General features: G+C 71.6%; 28 protein-coding genes and 2 tRNA genes. 17 read left to right on the top strand and 13 right to left on the bottom strand.

The window, feature by feature from the left end:
- Window positions 1-108: 108 nt before the first annotated feature.
- The gene (locus I2501_RS06075) at window positions 109-972 is read left to right on the top strand and encodes a GntR family transcriptional regulator (RefSeq protein ID WP_196192764.1); all 864 of its coding nucleotides are present in this window, start codon (window positions 109-111) and stop codon (window positions 970-972) included.
- 70 nt (window positions 973-1,042) lie between these two features.
- On the opposite strand, the gene I2501_RS06070 is transcribed toward I2501_RS06075, so the two are convergent.
- Window positions 1,043-1,294 (bottom strand): mycoredoxin, encoded by a 252-nt coding sequence (locus I2501_RS06070; protein ID WP_196192763.1) that lies wholly within the window; start codon window positions 1,292-1,294, stop codon window positions 1,043-1,045.
- 137 nt (window positions 1,295-1,431) lie between these two features.
- Here I2501_RS06070 and I2501_RS06065 point away from each other — a divergent pair, with 137 nt between their 5' ends.
- The 4 genes from I2501_RS06065 to I2501_RS06050 all read left to right on the top strand — a co-directional run bounded on the left by I2501_RS06065 (window position 1,432) and on the right by I2501_RS06050 (window position 5,193).
- On the top strand, window positions 1,432-3,723 hold the full coding sequence (locus I2501_RS06065) for an ATP-dependent DNA helicase UvrD2 (RefSeq protein WP_196192762.1): 2,292 nt from the start codon (window positions 1,432-1,434) through the stop codon (window positions 3,721-3,723).
- A gap of 210 nt (window positions 3,724-3,933) precedes the next feature.
- Window positions 3,934-4,365, top strand: coding sequence for a hypothetical protein (locus I2501_RS06060; RefSeq protein WP_196192761.1), 432 nt, complete (start codon window positions 3,934-3,936; stop codon window positions 4,363-4,365).
- Between the two features lie 148 nt (window positions 4,366-4,513).
- Entirely contained in the window at window positions 4,514-4,864 is a 351-nt protein-coding gene (locus I2501_RS06055) for a WhiB family transcriptional regulator (protein WP_370061066.1), read from the top strand.
- On the top strand, window positions 4,861-5,193 hold the full coding sequence (locus I2501_RS06050) for a hypothetical protein (protein ID WP_328806230.1): 333 nt from the start codon (window positions 4,861-4,863) through the stop codon (window positions 5,191-5,193). Before I2501_RS06055 ends, I2501_RS06050 begins: the two co-directional genes overlap by 4 nt.
- A gap of 113 nt (window positions 5,194-5,306) precedes the next feature.
- Here I2501_RS06050 and I2501_RS06045 read toward each other — a convergent pair whose 3' ends face one another.
- Both I2501_RS06045 and I2501_RS06040 read right to left on the bottom strand, forming a co-directional pair.
- Complete coding sequence (locus I2501_RS06045; protein WP_196192759.1) at window positions 5,307-6,650, bottom strand: ABC1 kinase family protein; 1,344 nt, start codon at window positions 6,648-6,650, stop codon at window positions 5,307-5,309.
- A 61-nt stretch (window positions 6,651-6,711) separates the two neighbouring features.
- Window positions 6,712-7,857, bottom strand: a complete 1,146-nt coding sequence (locus I2501_RS06040; protein WP_236045887.1) for a ThiF family adenylyltransferase — start codon at window positions 7,855-7,857, stop codon at window positions 6,712-6,714.
- 220 nt (window positions 7,858-8,077) lie between these two features.
- Between I2501_RS06040 and I2501_RS06035 the strand changes: the two genes are divergently transcribed.
- Entirely contained in the window at window positions 8,078-8,644 is a 567-nt protein-coding gene (locus I2501_RS06035; RefSeq protein ID WP_328806253.1) for a M48 metallopeptidase family protein, read from the top strand.
- A 14-nt stretch (window positions 8,645-8,658) separates the two neighbouring features.
- Here I2501_RS06035 and I2501_RS06030 read toward each other — a convergent pair whose 3' ends face one another.
- Together I2501_RS06030 and I2501_RS06025 are read right to left on the bottom strand one after the other, a co-directional pair.
- Window positions 8,659-9,246, bottom strand: a complete 588-nt coding sequence (locus I2501_RS06030) for an NUDIX hydrolase (protein ID WP_328806229.1) — start codon at window positions 9,244-9,246, stop codon at window positions 8,659-8,661.
- Window positions 9,243-10,847, bottom strand: coding sequence for a zinc-dependent metalloprotease (locus I2501_RS06025; protein ID WP_196192757.1), 1,605 nt, complete (start codon window positions 10,845-10,847; stop codon window positions 9,243-9,245). The genes I2501_RS06030 and I2501_RS06025 overlap by 4 nt, the downstream gene beginning before the upstream one ends.
- A gap of 194 nt (window positions 10,848-11,041) precedes the next feature.
- On the opposite strand from I2501_RS06025, the gene I2501_RS06020 reads away from it, so the two are divergent.
- The 4 genes from I2501_RS06020 (at window position 11,042) to I2501_RS06005 (ending at window position 14,246) form a co-directional block, all read left to right on the top strand.
- Window positions 11,042-12,241, top strand: coding sequence for an NAD-dependent epimerase/dehydratase family protein (locus I2501_RS06020; RefSeq protein ID WP_196192756.1), 1,200 nt, complete (start codon window positions 11,042-11,044; stop codon window positions 12,239-12,241).
- A gap of 100 nt (window positions 12,242-12,341) precedes the next feature.
- Window positions 12,342-12,776, top strand: coding sequence for a molybdenum cofactor biosynthesis protein MoaE (locus tag I2501_RS06015; RefSeq protein ID WP_236045886.1), 435 nt, complete (start codon window positions 12,342-12,344; stop codon window positions 12,774-12,776).
- A gap of 168 nt (window positions 12,777-12,944) precedes the next feature.
- Entirely contained in the window at window positions 12,945-13,112 is a 168-nt protein-coding gene (locus I2501_RS06010) for a hypothetical protein (protein WP_196192754.1), read from the top strand.
- A gap of 42 nt (window positions 13,113-13,154) precedes the next feature.
- Complete coding sequence (locus tag I2501_RS06005) at window positions 13,155-14,246, top strand: YlbL family protein (RefSeq protein ID WP_196192753.1); 1,092 nt, start codon at window positions 13,155-13,157, stop codon at window positions 14,244-14,246.
- A gap of 84 nt (window positions 14,247-14,330) precedes the next feature.
- On the opposite strand, the gene I2501_RS06000 is transcribed toward I2501_RS06005, so the two are convergent.
- The gene (locus tag I2501_RS06000) at window positions 14,331-14,870 is read right to left on the bottom strand and encodes a PPA1309 family protein (protein ID WP_196192752.1); all 540 of its coding nucleotides are present in this window, start codon (window positions 14,868-14,870) and stop codon (window positions 14,331-14,333) included.
- 113 nt (window positions 14,871-14,983) lie between these two features.
- Between I2501_RS06000 and I2501_RS05995 the strand changes: the two genes are divergently transcribed.
- The 4 genes from I2501_RS05995 (at window position 14,984) to I2501_RS05980 (ending at window position 18,610) form a co-directional block, all read left to right on the top strand.
- Window positions 14,984-15,847, top strand: a complete 864-nt coding sequence (locus tag I2501_RS05995) for a UPF0182 family protein (protein WP_196192751.1) — start codon at window positions 14,984-14,986, stop codon at window positions 15,845-15,847.
- 51 nt (window positions 15,848-15,898) lie between these two features.
- Window positions 15,899-15,975: transfer RNA gene (locus I2501_RS05990), tRNA-Met, on the top strand.
- A gap of 153 nt (window positions 15,976-16,128) precedes the next feature.
- Window positions 16,129-16,205 (top strand) — tRNA-Met (locus I2501_RS05985).
- Between the two features lie 653 nt (window positions 16,206-16,858).
- Window positions 16,859-18,610 (top strand): tetratricopeptide repeat protein, encoded by a 1,752-nt coding sequence (locus I2501_RS05980; RefSeq protein WP_236045988.1) that lies wholly within the window; start codon window positions 16,859-16,861, stop codon window positions 18,608-18,610.
- Between the two features lie 58 nt (window positions 18,611-18,668).
- Here the strand turns inward: I2501_RS05980 and I2501_RS05975 are convergent, their stop codons facing one another.
- The 7 genes from I2501_RS05975 to I2501_RS05945 all read right to left on the bottom strand — a co-directional run bounded on the left by I2501_RS05975 (window position 18,669) and on the right by I2501_RS05945 (window position 24,488).
- Window positions 18,669-19,088 (bottom strand): Fur family transcriptional regulator, encoded by a 420-nt coding sequence (locus tag I2501_RS05975; protein WP_196192749.1) that lies wholly within the window; start codon window positions 19,086-19,088, stop codon window positions 18,669-18,671.
- Window positions 19,089-19,226: 138 nt separating this feature from the next.
- On the bottom strand, window positions 19,227-19,907 hold the full coding sequence (locus I2501_RS05970; protein WP_215909289.1) for a DedA family protein: 681 nt from the start codon (window positions 19,905-19,907) through the stop codon (window positions 19,227-19,229).
- Window positions 19,908-20,019: 112 nt separating this feature from the next.
- Window positions 20,020-20,814, bottom strand: coding sequence for a histidinol-phosphatase (gene hisN / locus I2501_RS05965; RefSeq protein WP_196192748.1), 795 nt, complete (start codon window positions 20,812-20,814; stop codon window positions 20,020-20,022).
- 65 nt (window positions 20,815-20,879) lie between these two features.
- The gene (locus tag I2501_RS05960; protein ID WP_196192747.1) at window positions 20,880-21,203 is read right to left on the bottom strand and encodes a DMT family transporter; all 324 of its coding nucleotides are present in this window, start codon (window positions 21,201-21,203) and stop codon (window positions 20,880-20,882) included.
- 122 nt (window positions 21,204-21,325) lie between these two features.
- Window positions 21,326-22,357, bottom strand: a complete 1,032-nt coding sequence (gene rsgA, locus I2501_RS05955) for a ribosome small subunit-dependent GTPase A (RefSeq protein ID WP_196192746.1) — start codon at window positions 22,355-22,357, stop codon at window positions 21,326-21,328.
- Window positions 22,358-22,367: 10 nt separating this feature from the next.
- The gene (gene aroA / locus I2501_RS05950) at window positions 22,368-23,687 is read right to left on the bottom strand and encodes a 3-phosphoshikimate 1-carboxyvinyltransferase (RefSeq protein WP_196192745.1); all 1,320 of its coding nucleotides are present in this window, start codon (window positions 23,685-23,687) and stop codon (window positions 22,368-22,370) included.
- Window positions 23,688-23,771: 84 nt separating this feature from the next.
- Window positions 23,772-24,488, bottom strand: a complete 717-nt coding sequence (locus tag I2501_RS05945; RefSeq protein ID WP_196192744.1) for a M50 family metallopeptidase — start codon at window positions 24,486-24,488, stop codon at window positions 23,772-23,774.
- Window positions 24,489-24,715: 227 nt separating this feature from the next.
- On the opposite strand from I2501_RS05945, the gene I2501_RS05940 reads away from it, so the two are divergent.
- From I2501_RS05940 to rsrA, 3 genes are all read left to right on the top strand, one after another.
- Window positions 24,716-25,480 carry an SOS response-associated peptidase gene (locus tag I2501_RS05940; RefSeq protein WP_196192743.1) on the top strand — a complete coding sequence of 255 codons (765 nt, stop codon included), beginning with the start codon at window positions 24,716-24,718 and terminating at the stop codon, window positions 25,478-25,480.
- A 78-nt stretch (window positions 25,481-25,558) separates the two neighbouring features.
- Entirely contained in the window at window positions 25,559-26,332 is a 774-nt protein-coding gene (locus I2501_RS05935; RefSeq protein ID WP_236045885.1) for a sigma-70 family RNA polymerase sigma factor, read from the top strand.
- On the top strand, window positions 26,329-26,631 hold the full coding sequence (rsrA, locus tag I2501_RS05930) for a mycothiol system anti-sigma-R factor (RefSeq protein WP_196192742.1): 303 nt from the start codon (window positions 26,329-26,331) through the stop codon (window positions 26,629-26,631). The genes I2501_RS05935 and rsrA overlap by 4 nt, the downstream gene beginning before the upstream one ends.
- The last annotated feature ends 65 nt before the right edge of the window (window positions 26,632-26,696 follow it).

Below are 26,696 nucleotides of genomic sequence, written 5' to 3'. Positions count from 1 at the left end.
GGATCGTGGCGCGGCGCAAGTAGTTGGGATTATCCGGATCGAGCCAGCCTTGACCGATGTTGGCTCGTTTCCCCGAGACCGCGCAAGGGGAATGGCTACATTCTCGGGGTGAACATTTCCCGAGGGCCAGGGCAGGCCCCCAAATATCAGCGACTCGCCGCCGATCTGCGGCGGCGGATCATGGGTGGGGAGTGGCAGGGCGGCACGCCGCTCCCGGTGGAAAGCGAGTTGGAGAACCAGTACGGGGTTGCTCGTAATACTGTCCGACTTGCTGTTGATGTTCTGGTCAATGAGGGCCTGCTGGTTCGGGTGCAGGGAAAAGGCACCTATCTCAAGGACCACCCTGTGCTGGATCATCATGCCTATCGTGCACCGAGCGATCCCGAACTCGGAAGCCCTGGAACCTCCCTTCGGTCCGCCTTTGCAGCCTATGCCGAAGAAGCCGCCGCAGCCGGTCGGAAATTGACCTCCGACTTTCAGATGCTGATCGTACGTGCTACCACTGACATCACCGATCGCCTACGGATCGAACCGGGCGAGGCCGTGGTGCTGCGTCGGATGCTGCGCTACATGGACGGCGAGCCGTGGTCCGTCGAGGAGAGTCACTATCCGGTCGGACTCGCCGCCAGCACGGCGCTGATGGCACCCGACCCGGTGGTCGGCGGCGACGAGATGGCGCTCGCGGACGCGGGGTACCTGGAGACCGGCTGCGTCGACGAGTTGTGCGCGCGGATGCCCAATCCGGAGGAGGCGCAGTGGTTCCAGGCCGGCCCTGGCGTGCCGCTGCTGGTCCAACTCCGCACCGGCTACACCGAGTCCGGCCCGGTCCGGGTGACCGAGACGCGCTACTCGGCGGACCGCAACCGGCTGATCTATTCGCTCGGCTCGCTCGGCGGCCTGGATGCGCCCTCGGTCCGGTCGGCGGAAGTGTTCAGCGAGATCGGGGACCTGGGCGCGCCCGCGGAAATCTGAAGGGCCCTCGGGCGCGCGGTGTGCGCGACCGAGGGCCCTTCGGCAGTGCTCTGCGCGTGCCGGGACGGCCTCAGGCCAGGGCGGCCTTGACCTGCGCGAGGGACGGGTTGGTCATCACCGTCTGCTCGCCCGTGGAGGAGATCGCCAGCACGGTCGGGACCGTCTGGTTGCCGTTGTTGACCTTCTCGACGAAGGCCGCGGACTCCGGGTCCTGCTCGATGTTGATCTCGTTGAAGGTGATGCCCTCGCGGTTCAGCTGCGACTTGAGACGCTGGCAGTAGCCGCACCAGGTGGTGCTGTACATGGTGACTGTCGCGGACATCGCTTTCGCTCCTTCGGTTTGTGGCTGCCGCAGGATCCAACGTCGTGCGACCGCTCCGGATTCCCGGTCGTATCAGCACACCGGGCCTGTGGACAACGTGGCCCGGTTTGTCGCTGCGGCTTGAGAGGATGGGCGGCATGCAGGTAGAGCTCCCGGGTGCATCGCCCTTCCCCACCGCGCCGCGCGACGCCGAGGCCGTCCTCGACGGCCTCGATCCCGAGCAGCGGGCCGTCGCCACGGCGCTCCAGGGGCCCGTCTGTGTGCTCGCGGGCGCGGGCACGGGCAAGACCCGGGCCATCACCCACCGGATCGCCTACGGCGTCCGCAGCGGGGTGATGCAGCCGCAGCGGGTGCTCGCGGTCACCTTCACCGCCCGTGCGGCGGGGGAGATGCGCGGGCGGCTCCGGCAGCTCGGCGTCGAGGGCGTCCAGGCGCGTACCTTCCACGCCGCCGCCCTGCGCCAGCTCCAGTACTTCTGGCCCCGCGTGATCGGCGGCGACGTGCCCCGGCTGATCGAACGCAAGGTCCAGTTGGTCGCCGAGGCCGCCGGGCGCTGCCGGCTCCGGCTGGAGCGCACCGAGCTGCGCGACCTCACCGGCGAGATCGAGTGGGCCAAGGTCACCCAGACGGTTCCGGAGGACTACCCGGCCGCCGCGGTGAAGGCCGGTCGGGAGACCCCGCGCGACCCGGCCGAGATCCGGCAGGTCTACAAGGTCTACGAGGAGCTCAAGCGCGACCGCGGGGTGATCGACTTCGAGGACGTGCTGCTGCTCGCGGTGGGCGTGCTGGACGAGCGGCCGGAGGTCGCCGAGCAGGTCCGGTCGCAGTACCAGCACTTCGTCGTGGACGAGTACCAGGACGTCTCGCCGCTCCAGCAGCGGCTGCTCGACCTCTGGCTCGGTTCGCGCTCCAGCGTGTGCGTCGTCGGCGACGCCAGCCAGACGATCTACTCCTTCACCGGCGCCACCCCGGACTACCTGCTGGGCTTCCGGTCCCGGCATCCCGACGCCGAGGTCATCAAGCTGGTCCGTGACTACCGGTCCAGCCCCCAGGTGGTGAATCTCGCCAACGGGCTGCTCTCCCAGGCGCGCGGCCAGGCCGCCCAGCACCGGCTGGAGCTGGTCTCCCAGCGCGACCCCGGGCCCGAGCCGGCCTACGTCGAGTACCCGGACGAGCCCGCCGAGGCCGAGGGCACGGCCAAGCGCATCCGCGCCCTGTTGGATTCGGGCGTGCGGGCGAGCGAGGTCGCGGTGCTGTTCCGGGTCAACGCCCAGTCCGAGGTCTACGAGCAGGCGCTGGCCGACCAGGGCATCGCCTACCAACTGCGCGGCGCCGAGCGGTTCTTCGAACGGCCCGAGGTGCGCGAGGCGGGCATGCTGCTGCGCGGCGCGGCCCGGGCCGGGGGCGGAGCGGTCGACCCGCTGCTGGACGAGGCGCCGGAGCGGCTGGCCGACCAGGTGCGCGCCGTGCTCTCCACCCGCGGCTTCAGCCCGCAGCCGCCGTCGGGGTCGGGTGCGGTGCGCGAGCGCTGGGAGTCGCTTGCCGCACTGGTCCGGCTGGCCGAGGACTTCGAGACCGCCCGCCACGCGGCGGAGCAGCCGGCCAACCTCGCCGAGTACGTCGCCGAGCTGGACGCCCGTGCGGCGGCCCAGCACGCCCCGGCGGTGGAGGGCGTCACCCTCGCCTCGCTGCACTCGGCCAAGGGCCTGGAGTGGGACGCGGTCTTCCTGGTCGGTCTGACCGAGGGCATGATGCCCATCACCTACGCCAAGACCGACGAGCAGGTCGAGGAGGAGCGTCGGCTCCTCTACGTCGGCGTCACCCGGGCCCGGGAGCACCTCGGGCTCTCCTGGGCACTGGCCCGTTCACCCGGCGGGCGCGCCTCGCGCAATCCGTCCCGGTTCCTGGACGGCCTGCGTCCGGGCTCGGCCGCGCGCGGCGGCGCTCGGGGCGCGGGCCGTGCGGGTGCGGCAGGCGCCGCGGGGGCCGGACGCGAGGGGCGTGCGTCCCGGTCCAGGTCGCCGATCAAGTGCCGGGTCTGCGGACGGGTGCTGACCGAGGCGGTCGAGCGAAAGCTGAGGCGCTGTGAGGAATGCCCGTCGAGCCTGGACGAGGGCCTCTACGAGCGCTTGCGCGACTGGCGCAGCCGCGAGGCGCGCGATCAGGGCCTGCCCGCGTACTGCGTCTTCACCGACGCCACGCTGATCGCGATCGCCGAGCAGCCGCCCGGCTCGGCCGCGGAGCTCGGTCAGATCTCCGGAGTCGGTCGCGCGAAGCTGGACAAGTACGGCGACGCCGTGCTGTCGTTGTGCGGGGGAGTCGGCCCGACGGCCACACCGTCCGAGCGGCCCGAACAGGGGGACATCTCGGACCTGTGGGACGAGAACGGCGCCTCTGAGGGATCACCTGAAGACTCGCCCGAAAAATAGTTTGCGCGCGCAGTGCGGAGGCTACTAGCGTGCCAGCAAGGTCGAGGAAACGAGACCTGGCCCACTCAGGTCCCACCTGTAGCGGGCATCTCTGCTGCACCAGCAGTCGTGGCAGCACGACTGACTGCGCACAGCAGGACGAAGGAAGTTGACCACCAGCGGGTCTGCGACGCCAGCAGACCCCGAGCACGCCGAAGGGAGGCGGACATTGTGAAGACCATGATCACCAAACTGACTGGACGGACCTTGGCCGCCGAAGCCCTCGGCATGCCCTGCTTCGACGCCACCGCTGTCGATGCTCGTGGTTCCAAGGCCCTCGGCCTTGCGGGCCTGGGTCTGTCCTCCGTCGGTGCCGGTGTCGACGCCACCCGTGTGCGCCTGGCCGCTGCCGCCCTTGTCGGCAATGGCTCCGGAGCCTGGAATGCGCGCCGTGACGAGCGACCGACCGAGGCACCCGTAGCACTCCTGACCGCCTTCCCCGGCGGTTATGGCGACGTCGCGGGTGCCGGAGCCGGCTCGATCAAGCACCAGCACTCCTTTGCCAGCCAGAAGCACACGCAGCACCTGCAGCAGCAGATCGCCGCACAGGCGATCACGATGCGGGCCTTCCGCGGCCCACGTCCCTGGATAGAGCGAACCTGAACCTGCATCAGGTCGGCACTTCCAGGGCCGCGGAATCCCGAATCGGGATCCGCGGCCCTTCTGTTTGCTCCGGGCAGACCAGTCCGAACGCAACAGCCAGTCAGAGCACAACGACTCACACGAGGAAGACGACGCGAACGTGTCAACGGTGACCAGCCCACACGCCCCGTCCGCAGCTCCTGCCGACCACTTCGACGACTCCCACCCCCCGGAGGTATCCCTGATGCAGCTCACCGCTTTCGAGGAGGCCGAGACCCTCGGCGTTCCGATCCCCTGCCGGACCCTCGACCCCGAGGTCTTCTTCGCCGAGACCCCGGCCGACGTCGAGTACGCCAAGACCCTCTGCGGCGCCTGCCCGGTGAAGGCTGCGTGCCTCGCCGGTGCCCTCGAGCGGCGTGAGCCGTGGGGCGTCTGGGGCGGGGAGCTCTTCGTCCAGGGTGTGGTGGTGGCCCGGAAGCGGCCGCGTGGCCGTCCGCGCAAGAACGAGGCCCTGGTGTGACCGCGGCAAGCGCGCTGCGCGACTCCATCCGCGAGATCGCCGATCCGTCCGGAGATCTTCGCAACCACCCCGTCCCGACCATCGACAAGCAGGTCCCTCCGATGAACCGTCCCGCCGATCAGCGCCCCCGCCGCACCAGCCACGCCCAGAACACCCAGAACAGGACCCTCGCAATGCAACTCATGCCCGAAGCCCTGGCGCGAGTCCAACACCAAGAACGCCTGGAGGTCGCGGACCGGGAACGAATGGTCCGCGCGCTCCGACTCAAGCGAAGGGCCGAGCGCGCCACGCTCCGTGCGCGGCGCGCTCTGGCCGGCGCACTTCTCTGAGCCCAGGCTCAGTAACGCAACACAAGACGACTGAAGACAACCGAAGACACTGATCGGGCCCGCTCCTCCTCACGGGGGGCGGGCCCGAGGGCTTCCCAGAGCCAGAGCCGGTCTCAGTCGATGTCCGGATCACCGGCGAAGCCGGGCAGCCAGTCGAGGAGCTCGTCGCGGAACGGCGCCGTCGCGTCCAGCTGGCACAGCACGCCGATGGTGCTGAGGGTGACCCGGTGGATGAGCAGGTAGGACGGCGGCAGGTTGAGCTGCCGACCCAGCGCGTAGGCAGGCGAGCGCGGATCGCCGACCCGGGCGGCTTGGGCGCGCATCCAGCTTCGGGTGAAGCGGAACTCCGGCACCGCGGCCGGCTCGATGATCGGCAGTACGTAGTCGAGCACGGCGTCCGGGTCCAGGTCGATGGTGGGCTTGACGAAGCCCTCCTGGCGGAGCATCTCCAGGACGCCGGCGGCGTCGCCGGCCAGCGCCAGCCGCAACGCGGTCCCTATCGGCACCGGCAGGCCCTCCGGCAGCCGGTCGACCGTGCCGAAGTCGAGGACGCCGAGCTGCCAGCCCTCGGCCGGGCCGTCGTCGACGACCAACCGGAAGTTCCCCGGGTGCGGGTCGGCGTGCAGCAGTCCGGTGCGCGCCGGACCGGCGAAGAGGAACCGGGCCAGCAGCTGGCCCGCGCGGTCGCGCTGCTCCTGGGTGCCGGAGGCGATGATCTCCGACAGCGGGATGCCTTCGAGCCACTCGGTGACGAGCACCTGGTCGGCATGGTGGACCACCGCCGGGACCCGGATCTCAGGGTCGTCGGCGAACTCCTCGGCGTGGACCTGCTGGGACTCGGCCTCCAGGGCGTAGTCCAGCTCCTCGGTGATCCGGTTGCGCAGCTCGGCGATCAGCGGCTTGACGTCCAGACCGGGGATCAGCGGACCGATCAGCCGCGCGACCCGGCCGAGTTGGGTCAGGTCGGAGAGGAGCGCCTCGCCCGCGCCCGGGTACTGCACCTTGACCGCGACCTCGCGGCCGTCGTGCCAGACGGCCCGGTGCACCTGGCCGATGGAAGCCGCGGCGGCGGGCTTGTCCTCGAACGAGGAGAACAACTCCCGCCAGTCGGGCCCTATCCGCTCGGCCAGGGCGGCGTGCACGGAGGCAGCGGGCATCGGTGGAGCGGCCTCCTGAAGCTTCGTCAGGGCGGCCCGGTAGGGGCTGGCGACCTCCTCCGGGAGGGCGGCCTCGAAGACGGACAGGGCCTGACCGAACTTCATGGCCCCGCCCTTCAGCTCGCCCAGGACCTTGAACAGCTGGTCGGCGGTGCGCTGTTGGAGCTCGGCGGCGACGACGTCGGCGGGACGCCCGCCGATCCGCTTGCCGAGCCCGAGCGTTGCGCGTCCGGCTATCCCCAGCGGCAGGGCAGCGAGCTTGGCCGTGCGGGTCACTGCCTTCCGCGGAAGATCGCTCACGGATGCCTCCCAGCCTCAAGGGCGGTTGCCGACGCCCTGCGGGCGCCACGCCTGGTCCTCGTCATTCTGCCCCCGCCTGCCAACAACAGCCGCAATCGGGGTGGGGGTCGAGCGGGCGACGGCGCATTGATCCGTCGACCATCGAGATGTCGACCCACCCGCCAAGGCTAGGCGGTGTGCCACCGTCCAGGAAGATCAGCGCGTGCAGGGCGGCGGTGGCCGCGACCGTGGCGGCCAGGGTGGCGTCGCAGGCGGCACCCGGACTGCTGCCCAGCCCGTTGCGACTGCTGCAGTGCTGGGCCAGCAGCAGCGGCCAGCTCGGATCGGCGTCCGAGCGGTGGCAGGACCGGCACCGCCCGCAGGGCGTCACCCCGGGGAGCACCAGCGGGCCCACCGAACCGACCGTCTCCACCACACCGGCGTAGAGGTGCGGCAGCGCAGCCTGCTGCAGGGCCTGGCCGAGCTCGGGATCGGGCAGGCCCCGGGGCGCGACCACGACCAGGTCCGGCGCGCGCTGGGCTCCGGCCGTCTCGTCGGGCTGGCCGGGCGCGGCCCGGCGCACGGCGGCCCGGGCCGCGTCGATGCGGAGCCGCCCGGCGTCGTCGGGACGCAGCCCGGCGGGGGAGGCGTCCTCCGGCAGCGCCCGGCCGCTGTCCCTGACCCGGACCCGGCCCACCCCGGCCGCCGCGAGCAGCGAGGCCACGGCCGCTCCGACGCGGCCGGCACCGCGGACCTCGACCCGCGCCCGTCGTCGCGCCAGCAGCGCCGCAGGGGCCGCGCCGGGGCCCGGTCTGGCGAGCGACAGGGCGGCCAGATCCGGTGCGAGCCTGGCCCGCTCGCCGGGCGGCAGCGCGAGCAGTGGTCGGTGCGCCGTGCTGTCGTCCAGGGCGTCGCACGCGCGAAGCCCGGTCAGCAGTTCGTCCACCCGCTCCGGGCTGATCCCGATCCGCGCCGCCTCGGCCGCGAGCGCGGGGAACTCGCGGGTGCCGTCGAGGAGGTCGAGGAACTCGGCCTCCTCGGGACAGGCGGCGAGCACGCCGCCGTGCCCCGGGCCGACGCCGAACTGAAGCGTCTCGCGGTCGCGCCAGGCTCGGCGCAGGGCGGGCTTGAGGCAGGGGCGCATCGTCGGCTCCGTTCCCTCGCGTGAGGTCTCCGGCGCAGGGCCGCCGGGAGGTGGGAGCAGCATCGTCGCGCGGGGCCAGGACAAGCGCGAAAAGTTATCCACAGGGCTGTGGGTATTGTCCGATGATCGACGATCATGGGGCGTTGCACCGCGCCACTTGGTCCGGTTTTGCTCGGAGTTGGGCATATTCCCGATGTGGTGATGACCACCCGATAGGAGATTTTCGGCCAGCAGGTCGGGACATTTGTCAGCGTCGGCAGGTAGCGTCTCCGACGTGGCTGCGGGTTCGGAAGAACGTCCTGCTGTGCCGCGCAGGTCTGTTCTGGCAGCAGCCAAGAGCCGGTCCGCGGCGCAGGCCGTCGAGGTGCGCAGGAGCACCCGACGAAGCCGTACGGTGTCCGCCTACCGCGAGGACGGACGCACCGTCATCCTCATCCCGGCACGGATGTCGGAGGCGGAGGAGAAGCGTTGGGTGGCCCAGATGCTGGACCGCCTGGACGCCAGAGAGAGCAAGCAGCAGCTGCGCGGTGACGACGAGCTGGCCGAGCGCGCCGGTGAGCTGTCCCAGAAGTACCTCGGTGGCCGCGCCAGACCGCGCAGCGTCCGCTGGGTGACGAACCAGAACACGCGCTGGGGTTCCTGCACCCCCTCCGACGGCACGATACGACTCTCGCACCGCCTGCAGGGGATGCCGGAGTACGTCGTCGACTACGTGCTGCTGCACGAGCTGGCCCACCTGCTGGTGCCCGACCACGGGCGCCGCTTCTGGGCCCTGCTGGACGCCTACCCGCGGACCGAACGGGCCCGCGGGTACCTCGAGGGTGTCGTCGCCGCCCGCCTCCCCGCTCCGCGGGAAGGCTGCGACCACTAAGCCCCTGGGTGGGTTCAGGCCAGGGCCAGCTGGGCCCTGCGGGCGAGCTCGCGTACCGAGTCGTCCGTCGGGTCCGGGAGCGCGGAGAGGTCGAACCAGCGCAGGTCCAGGGATTCGTCGCTGATCTCGGCGACGGCTCCCGCCGGGGCCAGGACCAGGTACTGGACGTCGAGGTGGGTGTTCTCCGGGGCGTCCTTGCCCGCACACCGCACCGCGTGCCGGTCGAGCTTGACCGGACCGTCGCCGAGGAGGGTCAGGCCGGTGTCGATGCCCGACTCCTCGCGGGCCTCGCGGAGCGCCGCCTCCGCGAGGGTGTCGTCCTCCGGCTCGCAGTGGCCCCCGAGTTGGAGCCAGCGGCCGACCTTGGGGTGCAGGGTGAGCAGGGCCCGGCCGCGGTCGGCGTCGACGACCAGCGCGCTGGCCGTGATGTGAGCCGGTCGGCAGCTGCGCCAGACGCCGTCCGCCCGGGCGGCCAGGTGGTCCAGGTAGTCGTGGCGGAGCAGGTCCTGCTCCGCGTCGGGCGCGTCCCATTCGGTCAGGACGCGCACCGCGTCCGTGTGAAGAGTCGAGTCGCCGAGCGCCACGTGAAGGGAGGAACTCACTTGTCCCCGTCCGACTTCTTGTCGTCGTCGCCGTCCACGTCGTCCGTCTTGCTGTCCTTGCCGGCTTCGCCGTCGCCGGCGTCCTCCGGCTGCTGCTTCGGACGGCCGCCCGCGGCCTCGTTCAGCAGCTCGTCCAGCTTGGTGAAGTCGATGCCGCCCTCGGTCAGCTCCGGGGCGTCGCCGCTGTGCACGAAGCCGTCCGGGTCGTCCAGGTCGGCAGCGGTCGGCAGCATGTCCGGGTGCTCCCAGAGACCGTCGCGACCGTCCGTACCGCGGGCGTCGGCCAGCGAGGCCCAGAGGCGGGAGGCGTCGCGGAGCCGGCGCGGACGCAGCTCCAGGCCGACCAGTGTGGCGAAGGTCTGCTCCGCCGGGCCACCGGTGGCGCGACGACGGCGCAGCGTCTCGCGCAGCGCGGCGGCGTGCGGCAGGTGCGGCGAGGCGGCGGCGTGGACGACCGCGTCGACCCAGCCCTCGACCAGCGCCAGCGCCGTCTCCAGGCGGGCCAGCGCGGCCTTCTGCTCGGGGGTGTCCTCGGGCTGGAAGAGGCCGCCGCTCATGGCCTCCTGCAGTGCCTCGGGGTTCGTCGGGTCGATCTGGCCGACCAGGTCCTCAAGGCGGGAGGTGTCGACCTTGATGCCGCGCGCGTACGCCTCGACCGCGCCGAACAGGTGCTGGCGCAGCCACGGCACGTGCGTGAAGAGGCGCTGGTGCGCGGCCTCGCGCAGGGCCAGGTACAGCCGCACCTCGTCGGCCGGGACGGAGAGGCCGTCGCCGAAGGTCTCGATGTTCTGCGGCAGCAGCGCCGCCTTGCCGACCGGGGCCAGCGGCAGGCCGATGTCGGTGGAGCTCAGCACCTCGGCGGCGAGCGCACCGAGCGCCTGGCCGATCTGGGTGCCGAACATGGCGCCGCCCATGGAACGCATCACGCCGAGCAGCGGGCCGGCCATGGCCTGCATCTCCTCGGGCACGACGCCGCCCATGGCCGCGCCGACGCGCTCGGCGACGGGGTCGACCAGCTCCTGCCAGACGGGCTGGGTGGCCTCGATCCACTCGGCGCGGCTCCAGGCCGCGGCAGAGGTGGCGCCGGTCGGGAACGCCGTGGCGGAGTCGAGCCACAGCTCGGCGAGACGCATCGCCTCGGCGACGGCGGTCTGCTCGGACTGCGAGACGGAGCGGTCCTTGGACCCCTCCTCGCCGGTGCCCTGGACGACCGCCTGGCGGGCGATGTTCTTGGCCAGCTCCCAGTTGACGGGGCCGCCGTCGAAGGAGAGCATCTGGCCGAGCTGCTGGAAGGCAGCGCCGATGTCGCCGGGGTTCATGCCACCGAACAGCGCCGCGAAGGGATTGTCGCCGGATCCGCCCGCGCCGCCGGGACCACCGGGCAGGCCGGGCATGCCCGGGAACCCGGGAAAGCCGAAGCCGAACGGGTTGTCACCGCCGGGACCGTTGCCGCCGGGGGTGTCGTCGCCGGGCTTGTCGCCCTTGCCGGACTCCTGGGAGCCACCAGTGTCGCCAGAGCCGCCGGAGCCGCCCTGCTTCCCCTCCTTGCCCTCCTCGGGCTCCTCGGGGGGAAGGCCGAAGCCGAAGGGGATGTCGCTCACGAGTCGCCTCGATCTGATAGGCCGCGCCGGAAACACAGCGGGTGCCTGGTGCACCGCCATGCCCTGGGCTCGGGCAGGATGGACCGGTACGTGACACTTACGTACGCATCAAAACTAACCGTGGAGGATAGCCGGTGAGTTCCCCAGCTTCGCACTTTCGCTCTGGGCTGACCGGCGACCGGGGCGGCCCGGACATGGTGGAGGACCCTCCGCAGGACGCGGGGGACGCCGAGCAGGAGGGTGCCGAGGACGCTGTCTCCGCCCCGCTCGCGGGCGCGTCGGCCGTCGTGGTGGCCCCGCGTCCCGAGCCGGAGATCGAGAGCCCTGCCTACGACGGTCCCCCCTTGGTCGTCGCCGTGACCGGCGCGGCCTCGGGCATGGGCGAGCGCCTGGTCCGTCGCCTGGCCGAGTCACAGGGTGTCCGTCGGGTGCTGGCGATCGACGAGCGCCGCGGTGAGACCAAGGGCGTCCAGTGGCGGGTGCTCGACGTGCGCGACCCGGCCGTGGCCGAGCGGCTGGCGGGCGTCGACGTGGTGGTCCACCTTGCCCTGGATCTCGGCATGGAGTCGGACCCTAAGGCCCGGTCGGCCTACAACGTGCGCGGCACCCAGACGGTGATCACCGCCGCCGCTGCGGCGGGCGTGCACCGGGTGGTGCTCTGCACCTCGGCGATGGTCTACGGCGCGCTCGCCGACAACGAGGTCCCGCTCGCGGAGGACGCGCCGTTGCGCGCCACCGAGGAGGCCACGCTGGTCGGGGATCTGCTGGAGATCGAGCGACTGGCCGCCCGCGCACCCCACGTCCACCCCGGCCTCTCGGTCACCGTGCTGCGTCCGGCCGTGGTGGTCGGTCCCGGCGTGGACACCGTGCTGACCCGGCACTTCGAGGCGCCTCGGCTGCTGGTGGTGGCGGGATCGCGGCCGTGCTGGCAGTTCTGCCATGTCGACGACCTCACCGCGGCGCTGGAGTACGCGGTGCTCGGCCTGGTGGAGGGCGAGGTCACGGTCGGCTGCGACGGCTGGCTGGAGCAGGAGGAGGTGGAGCAGATCACCGGCATCCGACGGATGGAGCTGCCCGCCACTCTCGCCCTCGGCACGGCCGCCCGGCTGCACCGCCTCGGTCTGACTCCGGCCCCCGCCGGGGACCTGGCCTACACGATGTACCCGTGGGTGGTCTCCGGCAGTCGGCTGCACGAGGCGGGCTGGCGTCCGCGCTACGGCAACGACCAGGTGCTGGCCGAGCTGCTCACCCAGGTCTCCGGCAACCATGCGGTGGCCGGGCGCCGGCTCAGTGGCAAGGACGCGGCGACCAGCCTGGGCGCGGCGGGCGCGACGGTGGCGCTGGTCGGCACGGCGGCGCTGGTCCGTCGGGCCCGGAAGCGGCGGCGCGGCTGACCGTGTCCCCAGCCGCGGCCTCTGACCAGTTTCGGAAGCCCAGTGTCACGATGCGGAATCAAGGGTTGAACCCGACAGCCGATCCGCCATCATGGACGACATGAGCACCCACGACGACCCGATCCGTCTGCTCGCGCTGCGCGACACCCCGCTCTCGCTCGACGAGGTCTACGCGGCGGTCGAGCACGACGCGGCGGGTGGCACCGACATCTTCGTCGGCACCGTGCGCGACCACGACGGGGGCAAGGGCGTCACCGCCCTGGAGTACAGCGCTCACCCCACCGCGGCGGACGAGCTGCGCCGGATCGCCGAGAAGATCTGCGCCGACCACGACGTGCTCGCGCTCGCCGCCGTGCACCGGGTCGGACTGCTGGAGATCAACGACGTCGCCGTGATCGTCGCCGTCTCCTGCGCCCATCGGGGTGAGGCCTTCGAGGCCTGCCGCAAGCTGATCGACACCCTCAAGCACGAGGTGCCGATCTGGAAGCACCAGCGCTTCGCGGACGGCACCGACGAGTGGGTCGCGGCCTGCTGATTCGCGGGGCGGTGCCCGCAGGCGCGATCATGTGGGCCGAGCCGGGTGAGAACGCGACGCGAACGTGCCGGGTCGGACGAAGTCGTCGTGCGTGACCGGGGCGGTTCGCCGATCGTTGTGCGTATCAACGGCTAGTCTGCTGATACCACGATGAGCTGGGAGAACGACATGAGTGTGCTCGCCTGGTGGATCATTCCGTTGGTGGGCGGGGTCCTGGCCGCGCTCTGGGTGACCTGGTCGTCCCGGACCCGCACCACGGGCGACTACGACTCGCTGCAAGGCTACGAGCGCTTCCGCGAGGCGATGGAACGCAAGGCGGACGGGCCGGAAGCGTAGTCCGGCGGGCGCGACGACGATCGCTTCCCGTACTGTCGTGCCATGCCACGCCGTTCCGCGACGATGCTCGCCTCCACGCTGCTGCTGATAGCGCTGTTCTGCGTCGCCCTGCTGGTTCCCGCGCCGTACGCGGAGATGAGTCCTGGGCCGACGTACAACACGCTCGGCGACCAGAACGGCAAGGCGGTCATCGTGATCAACGGTCAGAAGACCTATCCGACGACGGGCAACCTCAACATGACCACGGTCGAGGTCAGCAGCGCGGACTACCAGCCGAACCTGATCTCGGCGCTGGCCGGCTGGTTCGACAGCAGCATGGCGATAGTCCCGCACGACACCCTCTACCCCCAGGGCCAGACCGAGCAGCAGGCCCAGCAGCAGAACGCCGAGGAGTTCTCCTCCTCGCAGGACAGCGCGCGGACCGCTGCGCTGACCCAGCTCGGCTACAAGGTCGAGGCGGAGGTCGTGGTCGCGGCCGTGGTCGAGGGCAGCCCCTCCGTCGGCAAGCTGCACGCGGGTGACGTGATCGTCGCGGTGGACGGCACACCGGTCACCGACCCGAACCAGGTCGGCGCGCTGGTCACCAAGCACCAGCCCGGGCAGAACGTGGTCTTCACGGTGATCCCGGCGCAGAAGAGCTCGGACGTCACCCTGACGGCGGCGCAGCGTGCGGCGGCGGAGCAGAAGGTCACCGTCACCACGGTGGAGAACACGAGCACGAAGAAGGCCATGGTCGGCATCCAGCCGGACGTCGAGCACACCTTCCCGTTCGACGTGCAGATCAACCTGGGCGACGTCGGCGGCCCGAGCGCCGGGCTCATGTTCGCCCTGGGCATCATCGACAAGCTCCAGCCGACCAACCTCACCGGCGGGAAGTTCGTCGCCGGGACCGGGACGATCGACGACCAGGGCAATGTCGGGCCGATCGGCGGCATCAGCATGAAGATGATCGCTGCGCGCAACGCCGGTGCGCAGTACTTCATGACTCCGGCGGACAACTGCGCGGAGGCGGCGTCGGCGACACCGTCGGGCCTGACGCTCGTCAAGGAGACGAACCTCAACGGCGCGCTCGCCGCGCTCGCGGACATCCGCTCCGGGGACGTCTCGGCGCTGCCGAGTTGCACCAGCAAGTAGTTGCACTTCAGGGGCGCGGCGGAGCCGCATGTCAGCAGAGCCCCGCGCCCCTGAGGTGAGTGCAACTACCTCGTCTGCCGAGGGCTAGCTGAACGTTGTCAGCAGGGCGTCGGCGAGGCCGGGGACGAGGGCGGGGCCGGTGAGGACCTCGCGGGGGGAGTCCTTCTCGCGGAGGCGGAGTGCCGTCTCGCGGCTGCCGTCGCGGAGGACCGCGACGGTCATGCGGACCTCCTGCCGCTCCGGGTGCTGGGCGACGAACGCCGCCAGCTCCTTCTCGCTCTTGCCCTTGGGCATGCTCGTCTCCGCCGACGGCGGCAGGATCAGGCGCTCGACGACCAGCGCGCAGCCCGCGACCGCGTCCGGCCAGGCGATCGTGCCGAGGAACTCGTCCAGCTTCGCGCCGCGCGGCAGCTCGTCCTGCTCGATCGGAGTGAGTTCGCCCTCCGCCCCCGGCTCCAGGCCGAGCTGGCGGGCCAGGGCCGGCTCGTTGGCCAGCAGGTCGGAGGTGTCCACCAGCGCGAAGAGGCGGGCGGGCTGGTCCCAGCCCAGGCCTGCGACGTACTCGTCGATCTCGAGCGCGGCGCGGGTCAGCGGGCGGGCGGCGGGGGGAGTGGCGTCGGACATGGAACCTATCCTCACACGTCGCCGGGAACTCAAATAATCGTCGCCGGAGTTGGACATACCGACCGCCCTACCACTCCGCCCGCACCGAACGACGACGAGCCCGAGGATCCGCCGTGGTTTTCCAGATGCCGACGCCAGGCCCGACCCGGCGTCGACCCCGGGTGCTGCCGCTGGCTTCGGCGATCTCGGGCGGCGTGATGCTTGCGGCGCTGGTCGTGCTGCTGGCCCCGACCTGGGGACAGCTGTTCCTGTTCCTGGTCTTCGGTGCGGTGATGGCGCTGATGGTCGGGGTGAACTGCTGGCTGGCGCACCGGCTGCGGCAGCCGCTCAGTGTGATGTCGCCCGAGCAGGTGAGCCTGGACCCGTGCCGGCAGCTCGTCGCCGGGCGCAAGCCGTTGCTGCTGGCCACGGTCGCCGGGGTGCCCGGCGTGCTGGCGGGCGCGGCGGCGGCGACGCACGCGGAGTTGTGGCAGGAGACGGTGCACCAGGTCCCTTGGGGGGCGCGGGATCCGCAGTTCCACCTGGACTACAGCTTCTACCTGACGACCGTTCCTTGGTACCGGTTCCTGGTGGACTTCGGCTTCGCCGCGGCCTTCGCCTCGTTGGTGGCGTCGGGCGCGGTGCACTACCTCTACGGCGGGTTGCAGCTCCAGGACCGGCGAAGACGGAGTACGGACGCGGCGCGTGTGCAGATGTCGGTCCTGCTGGCGATGCTGCTCGCACTGAAGGCCGCCGCGTACTGGCTGGACCGCTTCGACGTGGTCGGGCGTGCCGCGGAGCTCGGTCCGCGTGAGCTGACCGCCTGGCTGCAGGCCAAGTCGCTGCTCTGCGTCGTGGCGCTGATCTGCGCGGCGCTGTTCCTGGCCGTGCCGGTGCGTCGACGCTGGCTGCCGGCGGTGACCGGGTTGTTGCTGCTGGGGCTGTGCGAGGTGCTGGTCGACGGGCTGTATCCGCTGCTGGTCGGCTATCTCGGGTGAAGGGCTGGTCAGGGGTGCCTCAGCGCCCATGCTATGGTTGAGACACAACGACGCGGGGTGGAGCAGCTCGGTAGCTCGCTGGGCTCATAACCCAGAGGTCGCAGGTTCAAATCCTGTCCCCGCTACCAAAGAAAAGACCCGGTGCCCATGGCACCGGGTCTTTTCGCATGCGGCCGTGCCGCGCGCGCGACGGTCCGGCTCGCGTGGATCCGGCTGTTCACCTGCGGGTTATATCGATTTGCTCTGATCACCCTGGATGACGTACGCTTAAGACACAACGACGCGGGGTGGAGCAGCTCGGTAGCTCGCTGGGCTCATAACCCAGAGGTCGCAGGTTCAAATCCTGTCCCCGCTACCAAAGAGAAGGCCCGGTGCCTCGGCACCGGGCCTTCGTCGTGCGCCCGTCCGGGCGAGGCCGGACCGGTCTGCTCGTCCGAACGGGTACGGAATCTGACGCACAGTCTTATGCCCTCCGGGGCGGGGAAGGTGGGGGCTCACCGGGCATCGTGGGACGTCATGGGGCCGAGTGTGTCAGGGGCTCGCGCGAATGTTTCACAGTAGACGTGTCGCGAAATCGACAAAGCGCTGAAGTACCCTCACAAGCTGCGGTATACCAGGGTGTACGCGGGTTGCGGATGGTGCCACGATGAGCTCGATGGGGGAGATTGCGTACCGGGGGCGCCCGCAGCCCCGGCGGACGCGGGAGTCGACATGTCGGTAAAGGCGGGAGGCCCGGCAGGGGCCGAGCAGGCGGGGCAGCTGCCGTCGCAGCGAGCGGACGAAGCCCAGCCGGACAAGGACGAGCCGTCGGTCGCCGACCTCGCCGCGCCCGTCGTCGCGCAGTCGACGTCCTCCGTGTGGTCCTCCGTGAGGCTTCGTCTCTCCGCACTGACCGACCCTTCCGGCCCAGCCCGGGCGGCGGACTCCGCCGATCCCGCCGACCTCGCCGCTCCATCCGAGCCCACCGAGGTCGCCGACGTCACTGACGCCTCCGCCCCGGCGCTCGACCCGATGCACGCGGCCGGCCGGTACGACGACCAGCCCGCGTGTGAGCCGCCGACGGCCGTGGGCAGCTTCGAGTCCGTCCTCGCCGCGCAGGAGGAGAACGCGCTGGAGGCCCGCTACCGCGAGGCCGCCGACGCGGGTGACGCCGCTGCCGCCAGCCTGCTGGGCGCGCTGCTGCTGCGCCGCGGGGATCTGGACGCTGCCGAGGCCTATCTCCGTCGTGCGGCGGCGGCCGGGCTGAGGGCGGGCGCCAACAACCTCGGGGTGCTGCTGCACCAGCGCGGCCACCGCGAGGAGGCCGGGCAGTGGTGGCGCGCCGCCGCGGTCGCCGGGAGTGCTCCGGCAGCGCATGCGCTCGGCCTGCACCTGCGCGACCACGGTGACGAGCCCGGCGCGGAGTACTGGCTGCTCCAGGCCGCCGAGCAGGGCCACACCGGCGGTGCCTACGCCCTGGGTGACCTGCTCGAACACCGCCGCGACTCGCTTCGGGCCGAGAAGTGGTTCCGCGTGGCGGCCGAGGTCGGCCACCGTGAGGCGGCCTACCGGCTGGGCCGACTGCGCGAGACGGCGAAGGACCCCGCAGGGGCGGAGCCCTGGTACCGGCAGGCGGCGGCTCGCAGCCATGCCGCGGCCGCGCTGCGCCTGGGCAGTGTGCTGGAGGCGCGTGGCGATCGGGACGAGGCCGCCCGTTGGTACCGCCAGGCCGCGCAGGCGGGGGAGACCCGGGCAGCCTGCGCCATGGGCTTCCTGCTCCGGGACCAGGGCGATGCCGTCGGCGCTGCCGACTGGTGGCGCGAGGCCGCGGAGGCGGGTGACGGCAACGCCGCCAACGCGCTGGGCGCGCTCCACGACGAGTGGGGCGAGACCGAGATGGCCGAGCAGTGGTACCGCTCCGCGCTGGAGGCCGGGGACCACAACGGCGCGTTCAACCTCGGACTGATGGCCGCCGCGCAGGGCAAGGAGGCCACCGCCGAGCAGTGGTACCGCCGGGCCGCCTACGCCGGGCACCGGGAGGCCAGCAACGCGCTGGCGGTGATGCTGCTCCAGCGCGGCGACACCCCGGGCGCCGAGCCGTGGTTCTCCAAGGCCGCCGAGGCGGGATCGGTCGACGCGGCCTACAACCTCGGCATCCTCCACTCGGAGCGCGGCGAGCTGCACTCGGCCCAGGCGTGGTACGCCCGCGCTGCGGGCGAGGGGCATGCGGCGGCGGCGCTGCAACTGGGCGTCGCCAAGGAGCGGCGTGGCGACTTCGGCACCGCGATCGTCCGCTACCGGCAGGCTGCTGACGGAGGGTCGCCGGAGGGCGCGTTCCGGCTGGCGGTGCTGCTGGAGCGACGTGAGGACGAGACCGGGCTGCGCGGCGAGGACGTCGAGCAGTGGTACCGGCGCGCGGCGGAGGCGGGTCACGGCCGGGCGGCCGTCCGGATCGGCGTGCGCGCGGCGGAGCGCGGCGAGGTCCGCGAGGCCGAGCACTGGTACCGGCGGGCGGCCGAGGGCGGCAGCCGCAGCGGTGCGTTCAATCTCGGCCTGCTGCTGGCCCGCGAGGGCGGCGAGTCCGAGGCCATGCGCTGGTACGCGGCGGCCGCCGAGGCCGGACACGGGCGTGCGGCGCTCCGGCTGGCGCTGATCGCGGCACGCCGGGGCGAGCTGCGGGAGGCACGCGGCTGGTGCGTGCGCGCGGCGGAGCTGGGCCCGGAGGCGGTGACGGAGCGCGCCGAGCGGCTGTTGGAGGCGCTCCGCGCGGAGCTGTCGGCATAACCCGCCGCGCGTCACGCCTGTCACCTCGCGCCTGGAGCCTGTGCCTGGGGCCCGTGTCTCAGGCCTTGGCGGCGCAGTCCGGGCAGAGGCCGCGGTAGGTGACCTCGACGCCGGAGATCGCGAAGCCGAAGCGCTCGTTCGCCGGCAGCGCGCCGAGCGGGTCGTCCGAGGGGTGGACGTCACGGATGAGGCCGCAGGACTGGCAGACCAGGTGCTGGTGGGCGTGGTGCGCGTTCGGGTCGTAGCGCTTGGCTCGGCCGTCCGTGCTGACTTCGAGGATCTCGCCGAGGCCGACCATCTCGCCCAGCGTGTTGTAGACCGTGGCCCGGCTGATCTCCGGCAGCAGCTCGACGGCGCGCGCGTGCACCTCGTCGGCGGTGAAGTGGACGTGGTCGCCGTCCAGGACCTGCGCGACGACCCGCCGCTGCGCGGTCAGGCGCCAGCCGCGGGTACGAAGACGTTCCAGCAGGTCACTCATGCGATGAGGGTATCAAGTGGCCGGAAGCTGTACGGATGTGGCTCGAATCGTGAAATGGACCAGGTCCAGGCCGGGTCGGAGCGGCCCGCTGAGCCGCTCAGGCTGCCGTCCGGCGGCTCGTCCCGTCCGCTCGGACGCTCAGACCGCGGACTCCTCGGACGCCTCGCGTGCCGCCGACGGGGCGGACTTCGGCGTGTCCAGCCACTCCTCCGCCTTTTTCTCCGCGCGGCGCTTGAGCAGGATCAGCCCGGCCAGGGCGACGGCGATCACGCCGACGAAGATCCAGCTCGCCACCGAGGCGTAGTGCTCCACCTGGTGCCAGCCCGCGCCCGCGAAGTAGCCGAGCAGCGTGAAGCCGGTCGCCCAGAACGCGCCGCCGAGCATGTTCCAGGTGAGGAACGTCCGGTACGGCATCTCGGACACCCCGCACAGCCCCGGGACCAGGGCCCGCAGCGCCGCGGCGAACCGACCGGCGAAGACGGCCTTGCCGCCCAGACGCTGGATCAGCTCCTTGCTCTGCCGGACGCTGGACGGCTTGATCACCTTGGCGGGCAGGCGTCCCAGCAGGGTGTCGCCCCAGCGCTTGCCGACGGCGTAGCCGATGCTGTCGCCGATCACCGCGCCGAGGATCGCCGCGACCAGCACCTCCCACAGCGCTGTCCGGCCGTTGAAGGCGGTCACGCCGCCGATCACGACGGCGGTCTCACCCGGGATGACGAAGCCGAGGAAGACGCTCGACTCCAGCGCGGGCAGCAGGAACACGGCGATCAGCACCAGCGTGGCGTTGAGCCCCATCAGGTGGTCGCTGATCCAGGACACAGGCAGTCCTCAGGAAGGAGGGCGGGAACGGACGTTCGTACCGTACCGTCCCAGTGGATAAAGGGCGGATCAGCTGTCTCGTCAGCTGTCCCGCACCGGAACCGACGGTGTGTCAGCCCAGGCGGCTCAGTGCCTCGCCGTGGAGCAGGCCGTTGGTCGCGACGGCGTTGCCGCTGCGGACGCCCGGAATCCCGTCCAGGCCGGTGAAGCGGCCGCCCGCCTCCTCGACGATGACGCAGTTGGCGGCCATGTCCCAGAGGCTGAGCTCGGGCTCGGCGGCGATGTCGACCGCGCCCTCGGCGACCATCATGTAGGACCAGAAGTCGCCGTAGGCGCGGGTGCGCCAGCAGGCACGGGTCAGGTCGAGGAAGTCGTCGAGCTTGCCGCGCTCCTCCCAGCCGCTGAGCGAGGAGTAGGAGAAGGAGGCGTCCTCCAGACGGGACACCTCGGAGACGCGGATCCTGGTCGCCCGGGTGATGCTCCGTCCGGTGAACGCGCCGGTCCCGCGCGCGGCCCACCAACGGCGACTCAGCGCGGGCGCCGACACCAGGCCGACGACGGGCTGCTCGCCCCCGGGGCCCAGCTCCATCAGCGAGATCAGGGTGGCCCAGACGGGGACGCCGCGGATGAAGTTCTTGGTCCCGTCGATCGGGTCGATCACCCAACGACGCGGGCCCTGGCCGGTGGTGGTGCCGTACTCCTCGCCGAGGACCGAGTCGCGTGGACGGGCCCGGTGCAGGTCGCCGCGGATGAGGTCTTCGACCGCCTTGTCCGCGTCGCTCACCGGGGTGAGGTCCGGCTTGGTCTCCACGGTGAGGTCGAGCGCACGGAAGCGCTCGAGGGTCACCGAGTCGGCGTGGTCAGCCAGGACGTGGGCGAGGCGCAGATCGTCGGAGTAGTCGGCCATGCCCCGAACAGTAACGATCGTCAGGGGTGCGGGGCCAGCGCCGCCACCGCGCGTCCACGGCTCGGTCAGTGGCCGGAGCCGCTGAGTTGGAGTCCGACGACGCCGATCAGGACGAGCGCGATGGACACCAGCTTGAGCGCGGAGACCAGGTCACCGAGCCAGATCATTCCGACGACGGCGGTCCCGGCGGCGCCGATCCCCGTCCAGACGGCGTAGGCGGGACCGACGTCGAGGGTCTTCAGCGAGAGGGTCAGCAGACCGAAGCTGCCGAGTGCGAAGCAGGCGAAGCCGAGGGTGGGCCAGACCTTGGAGAACCCGTCACTGAGCTTGAGGCAGACGGCGAAACCGGTCTCCAGGATCCCGGCGATGACGACGAACAGCCAGGCCACGCGGTGTGCCCTTCCTGACGGAACGATCACTGCCATTCCATGATCAGTGCGAGCGGCACATTTGGCATCCGGGGCGGTTGCGCCCCCGGAGGTGCAACTACCTGCGGCAGTCAAAAGCTGAGCTAGTCGCCTTCGTGGGCGTCGCGGGAGGAGAGCAAGCGGCGGAGGGAGTAGAGACGGGCCGGGTCGGCGTGGCCTTCGGCGACCCACGCGTCGAGCGCGCAGTCGGGTTCGTCGTGCGAGCACGCACGCGGGCAGCCCTCGGTGCCCGGTTCGAGGTCCGGGAAGGCGTGGATCACGCGGGACGGCTCGATGTGGGAGAGACCGAAGCTGCGGAAGCCGGGGGTGTCGACGACCCACCCCGTCTCCTCGCCCTTCTTCGCGGGCAGCCGCAGCGCCAGCGCCGACGTGGTGGTGTGCCGGCCGCGGCCGGTGACCGCGTTGACGTGGCCGGTGCTGCGCTGGTGGTCCGGGACCAGCGCGTTGACCAGGGTCGTCTTGCCGACGCCGCTGTGGCCGATGAAGACGGTGACCAGCCCGCGCAGCAGCTCGCGGACGGCCTCCGCACCCTCCCCGGCGAGCTCGTCCCGGCTGGTCACCACGTGGCGGACACCCAGCGGGGCATATGTCTCCAGCAGGGGTTCCGCCGAGGCCAGGTCCGCCTTGGTCAGTACCAGCAGCGGTTCCATGCCCGCGTCGTAGGCGGCGACCAGGCAGCGGTCGATCAGGCGTGGGCGCGGTTCCGGGTCGGCGAGGGCGGTGACGATGGCCAGCTGGTTCGCGTTGGCGACGACGATCCGCTCGTACGGGTCGTCGTCGTCCGCAGTGCGGCGCAGCACGGAGGTGCGTTCCTCGACGCGGACGATCCGGGCCAGCGCGCCCGCCTCGCCGGAGAGGTCGCCGACGAGGGCGACCTGGTCGCCCACGACGACGCCCTTGCGGCCCAGTTCGCGGGCCTTCATCGCGGTGATCTCGCGTTCACGCTTGGTGCCCTGGTCGATGAGGCAGGAGAACCGGCCCCGGTCGACGGTGAGGACCATGCCCTCGGCGGCGTCCTCGTGGGTCGGGCGGATCCGGGTGCGGGGACGGGAGCCGCGCCGGGAGGGGCGGTTGCGGATGTCGTCCTCGTCGGCGTCCTTGCCGTAGCGGCGCATGGCGGGGCCCCTAGCCCTTCGCTCCGAGCAGGCCTGCCCAGAGATCGGGGAAGTCGGGGAGGGTCTTCGCCGTCGTCGCCACGTTCTCGACCTCCACGCCCGGCACGACCAGGCCGAGCACGGCTGCGGCCGTGGCCAGGCGGTGGTCCTCGTAGGTGTGGAAGACGCCGCCGTGCAGCGGGCGGGGCCGGATTCGCAGGCCGTCCTCGGTCTCGGTGACGTCGCCGCCGAGCGCGTTCAGCTCGCGGGCCAGGGCGGCCAGGCGGTCGGTCTCGTGCATCCGCAGGTGGGCGATGCCGCTCAGGGTGGACGGCGAGTCGGCCAGCGCGGCGACGGCCGCGACGACCGGGGTGAGCTCGCCGACCGCGTGCAGGTCGGCGTCGATGCCGTGGACGCGGCCGGTGCCGGTGAAGCGCAGGCCCTCCTCGGTCAGCTCGCAGGAGCCGCCCATGCGGGTGAAGAGGTCACGGAGCTGGTCACCCGGCTGGCTGGTCCGCTCGGGCCAGTCGCGGACGGTGACGGTGCCGCCGGTGATCAGGGCGGCGGCCAGGAACGGCGCGGCGTTGGAGAGGTCGGGCTCGACGACCACGTCCCGGCCGAGCAGCGCGCCCGGGGTGACCCGCCAGACGTCCGGCTCGCCGCCGTCCTCGGGGGCGTCGACCTGGGCGCCGGCGGCGCGCAGCATCTCGACCGTCATCCGGATGTGCGGCAGCGACGGCACCGGCTGGCCGACGTGGCGGACCTCGACGCCGTGCTGGAACCGGGGGCCGGACAGCAGCAGCGCGCTGACGAACTGCGAGGAGCTGGACGCGTCCACGGTGACCGTGCCGCCGACCAGGCCGCCGGTGCCGTGGACGGTCAGCGGCAGCGCGCCGCGTCCGCCGTCCTCGATGCGGGCGCCGAGGGCGCGCAGTGCGTCGATCACGCCGCCGAGCGGGCGCTCGTGCGAGCGCGGGTCGCCGTCGAAGGCGATGTCGCCGTCGGCGAGGGCGGCGACCGGGGGCAGGAAGCGCATCACCGTGCCGGCGTTGCCGACGTCGATCCGGGCCGGGCCGCCGAGCGGCCCGGGCAGCACCCGCCAGGCGTCGCCGCCGCCGCTGACGCCGCTTGAGGAGTTGAGCGTGTCCTCGACGCCGACGCCGAGGGCGCGCAGGCCGTCGGCCATCAGCAGGCTGTCGCGGCTGCGCAGCGGACGCCGCACGTAGCCGGGCTGGGCGGCGAGGGCGGCGAGCACCAGCGCACGGTTGGTCGCGGACTTGGACCCGGGCACGGTCACCACCGCGTCCACGGGATCGGTCGCGGTCGGGGCGGGCCAGTGCAGCTCGGTCATGGTCACAAAGCTTACGGGCCGGTCAGTGTTCGGTTCGGATTCGGAACGGCGGGCTGGACCGATCGGCGGGGTTCGGCGGCCCGTTCAGGTCCAGGGGATCAGCCAGCGGGCGCCGACGAGCAGCGAGCCGAGGGAGACGACGAGGAAGACGCCGACCCAGAACAGGCCCGGCAGCCGGGTGAGCCGTGCCAGCTGGTCCGCGTCGGAGTCACGGGCCTGGCCGCGGGCGCGTTTGGTCTGCAGCTCCAGCACCGGCCGCACGCCCGCCAGCAGCAGGAACCAGACGCAGAGGTAGGCGAACGCGCCTTGCAGCTGCGCGTTGCCGAACCAGGAGACGGCGAAGCAGAGCCCGCCGGTCAGCAGCACCGTCAGGACGCCGTAGGCGTTGCGCACCTCGATCAGCACGCAGAGCAGCAGCGCCACGACCGCCCAGAGCAGGCCCGTGGTGTGTCCCGCCGCGAGCATCCACGCCCCGCCCAGGCCCAGCAGCGAGGGCGCGACGTATCCGGCGGCGGCGGTCAGCACCATGCCCGGACCGTGCGGCTTGCCGGAGGAGACGGTCAGACCGCTGGTGTCGGAGTGCAGCCGGATGCCGTGCAGGCGACGCCGCATCAGCAGCGCGACCAGGGCGTGGCCGCCCTCGTGGGCGATGGTGACCACGTTGCGGGTCAGCTGCCACACCGTCCGCCACCCGACGGCGAGCAGGGCGAGGACGGCCGTGGCCCAGATCACAGTGGAGTTGGGCATGGCCTGGGTGCCGGTCAGCTGGTCCCAGACCTGGCTGATGCTGTGGGGCTGCATGCGGACTGCACTCCGGGGACACGGGAACGGGGGCGGCGGGGCGGGCTTCGCAGCTCCGTGCGAAGCGTGCAGCCTCGCACACGGGGACGCCGCGCGACCAGTTCCCGGTTTCGGGCGGCTGCGGTGAGGTGTCCGGCTTGTGGCAGTCCGGTGGCCGGGCCCGGTGCCGACCGGAAGTGCCGACGCGTAGTGCCGACGGGTAGTGCCGACCTGGCAAGGTGGGACACATGTGCGGACGGTACGCGTCGAGTCGTAAGCCCGAGGACCTGGTCGAGCTCTTCGACGTCGCCTCGTGGGACCCGAAGGAGACCCTCGCGGCGGACTACAACGTCGCGCCGACCAAGGACGTCTTCGCGGTCCTGGAGCGGCCGATACGCGAGCAGGGGCCGGACCCGGTCCGGCAGTTGCGGGTGCTGCGCTGGGGTCTGGTGCCGTCCTGGGCCAAGGACCCGAGCGTCGGCGTGAAGATGTTCAACGCGCGCAGCGAGACCGTCCACGAGAAGCCCGCCTACCGCCGCGCCTTCAGCACCCGTCGCTGCCTGATCCCCGCCGACGGTTACTTCGAGTGGCACACCCCCGAGAAGCGCCCGGGGGAGAAGGCGCCGAAGAAGCAGCCGTACTTCGTGACACCGAAGGACGGCTCGCAGGCCGCCTTCGCCGGGCTGTACGAGTTCTGGCGGGACCGGAACATCCCCGAGGACGACCCCGCGGCCTGGATCACCACCTGCACGATCATCACCCTCGCCGCGGAGGAGGAGCTGGCGCACGTCCATCCGCGGATGCCGCTGATCCTGCCGCGCGACCGGTGGGACGACTGGCTGGACCGTTCGCTCACCGAGGAGGACGAACTCACCGCGCTGCTGGCGCCGCCGGCTCCCGGGCTGATGGAGCTCCGTCCGATCGGCCCGGCGGTCGGCAACTTCCGCAACAACGCACCGGAGCTGCTGGACCGGGTCGAACCCGAGCCGGAGGACGCCGGGATGCTCTTCTGAGGGCGTGACGGGAATGAACCGCTGTGCTCCCTGGTTGTGGCCACTGTCAGGATCGAACACGTCAGTGGAAGGCAGCTCATGGTTGCAGCCGCATGCCCGGCCCGCCCGGAGGACGCGACGGAGTCGTTCCTGGGCTGGGCTGAGTGGCCCGTCGCGGGCGATTCCTCTCCGAGCCCGATAGTCTCCTTGGCGAGCAAGCCATTCAGTGCCGAGGAGGTGGGTCCGGTCGCCGCGAAGGACACCGAGGAGACCGAGTCGGAGCGCGTGCAGCGCTTCGAACGGGACGCCTTGGCCTACCTGGACCAGCTGTACTCCGCTGCGTTGCGGATGACCCGCAACCCCGCGGACGCGGAGGACCTGCTGCAGGAGACGTTCGCGAAGGCGTTCGCCTCGTTCCACCAGTTCCGTGAGGGAACCAACCTCAAGGCCTGGCTGTACCGCATCCTGACCAACACGTTCATCAACTCCTACCGGAAGAAGCAGCGCGAGCCGCAGCGCACCGGTGCGGACGAGATCGAGGACTGGCAGCTGGCACGGGCCGAGTCGCACATGTCGACCGGTCTGCGATCGGCGGAGACGCAGGCGCTGGACCACCTCCCGGACAGCGACGTGAAGGAAGCCCTCCAGGCGATCCCGGAGGAGTTCCGGATCGCGGTGTATCTCGCGGACGTCGAGGGCTTCGCGTACAAGGAGATTGCCGACATCATGGGGACACCCATCGGTACGGTGATGTCCCGCCTCCACCGCGGACGCCGCCAACTGCGGTCGCTGCTGGAGGACTACGCCCGTGACCGCGGGTTGGTCCCGGCCGGAAGCGGTGCGGGGGATGACCGGAAAGGCGCGGACTCATGAGCTGCGGCAACCACCACGACACTTCGTGTGACGACGTGCTCGACCACCTCTACGAGTACCTCGACAACGAGATGGGCGAGGGGGACTGTGCGAGGCTGCGCGAGCATCTGGACGAGTGCTCGCCCTGCCTCGACAAGTACGGCCTGGAGCAGGCGATCAAGGCCCTGGTGAAGCGGTCCTGCGGTTGCGACACCGCGCCGGCGGACCTGCGGGGCAAGGTCCTGGCCCGGATCGAACGCATCCGCGCGGGCCTTCCGGTGGAGGGCGAGCTCCTCGCCCGCCCGACCGTTCAGGAGTAGGTGCAACACCTAGGGGCGGGGGGGGGGGGCGCCGGGGGGGGGCCCCCGCGCGGCGGGTTGGACAA

It is taken from the genome of Streptacidiphilus fuscans, from assembly GCF_015690355.1.
Lineage (GTDB): Bacteria > Actinomycetota > Actinomycetes > Streptomycetales > Streptomycetaceae > Streptacidiphilus > Streptacidiphilus fuscans.
The sequence above is the reverse complement of the archived record's forward strand: the minus strand, read 5'-3'. Positions and strand labels throughout refer to the sequence as shown.

Coding starts and splice junctions, on each gene's coding strand:
- I2501_RS06070 (WP_196192763.1), bottom strand. CDS start 1,294: ATGTCCGCGACAGTCACCATGTACAGCACCACCTGGTGCGGCTACTGC.
- I2501_RS06065 (WP_196192762.1), top strand. CDS start 1,432: ATGCAGGTAGAGCTCCCGGGTGCATCGCCCTTCCCCACCGCGCCGCGC.
- I2501_RS06020 (WP_196192756.1), top strand. CDS start 11,042: ATGGTGGAGGACCCTCCGCAGGACGCGGGGGACGCCGAGCAGGAGGGT.
- I2501_RS06015 (WP_236045886.1), top strand. CDS start 12,342: ATGAGCACCCACGACGACCCGATCCGTCTGCTCGCGCTGCGCGACACC.
- I2501_RS06010 (WP_196192754.1), top strand. CDS start 12,945: ATGAGTGTGCTCGCCTGGTGGATCATTCCGTTGGTGGGCGGGGTCCTG.
- I2501_RS06005 (WP_196192753.1), top strand. CDS start 13,155: ATGCCACGCCGTTCCGCGACGATGCTCGCCTCCACGCTGCTGCTGATA.
- I2501_RS06000 (WP_196192752.1), bottom strand. CDS start 14,870: ATGTCCGACGCCACTCCCCCCGCCGCCCGCCCGCTGACCCGCGCCGCG.
- I2501_RS05980 (WP_236045988.1), top strand. CDS start 16,859: ATGCACGCGGCCGGCCGGTACGACGACCAGCCCGCGTGTGAGCCGCCG.
- I2501_RS05975 (WP_196192749.1), bottom strand. CDS start 19,088: ATGAGTGACCTGCTGGAACGTCTTCGTACCCGCGGCTGGCGCCTGACC.
- hisN (WP_196192748.1), bottom strand. CDS start 20,814: ATGGCCGACTACTCCGACGATCTGCGCCTCGCCCACGTCCTGGCTGAC.
- rsgA (WP_196192746.1), bottom strand. CDS start 22,357: ATGCGCCGCTACGGCAAGGACGCCGACGAGGACGACATCCGCAACCGC.
- aroA (WP_196192745.1), bottom strand. CDS start 23,687: ATGACCGAGCTGCACTGGCCCGCCCCGACCGCGACCGATCCCGTGGAC.
- I2501_RS05945 (WP_196192744.1), bottom strand. CDS start 24,488: ATGCAGCCCCACAGCATCAGCCAGGTCTGGGACCAGCTGACCGGCACC.
- I2501_RS05940 (WP_196192743.1), top strand. CDS start 24,716: ATGTGCGGACGGTACGCGTCGAGTCGTAAGCCCGAGGACCTGGTCGAG.
- I2501_RS05935 (WP_236045885.1), top strand. CDS start 25,559: ATGGTTGCAGCCGCATGCCCGGCCCGCCCGGAGGACGCGACGGAGTCG.
- rsrA (WP_196192742.1), top strand. CDS start 26,329: ATGAGCTGCGGCAACCACCACGACACTTCGTGTGACGACGTGCTCGAC.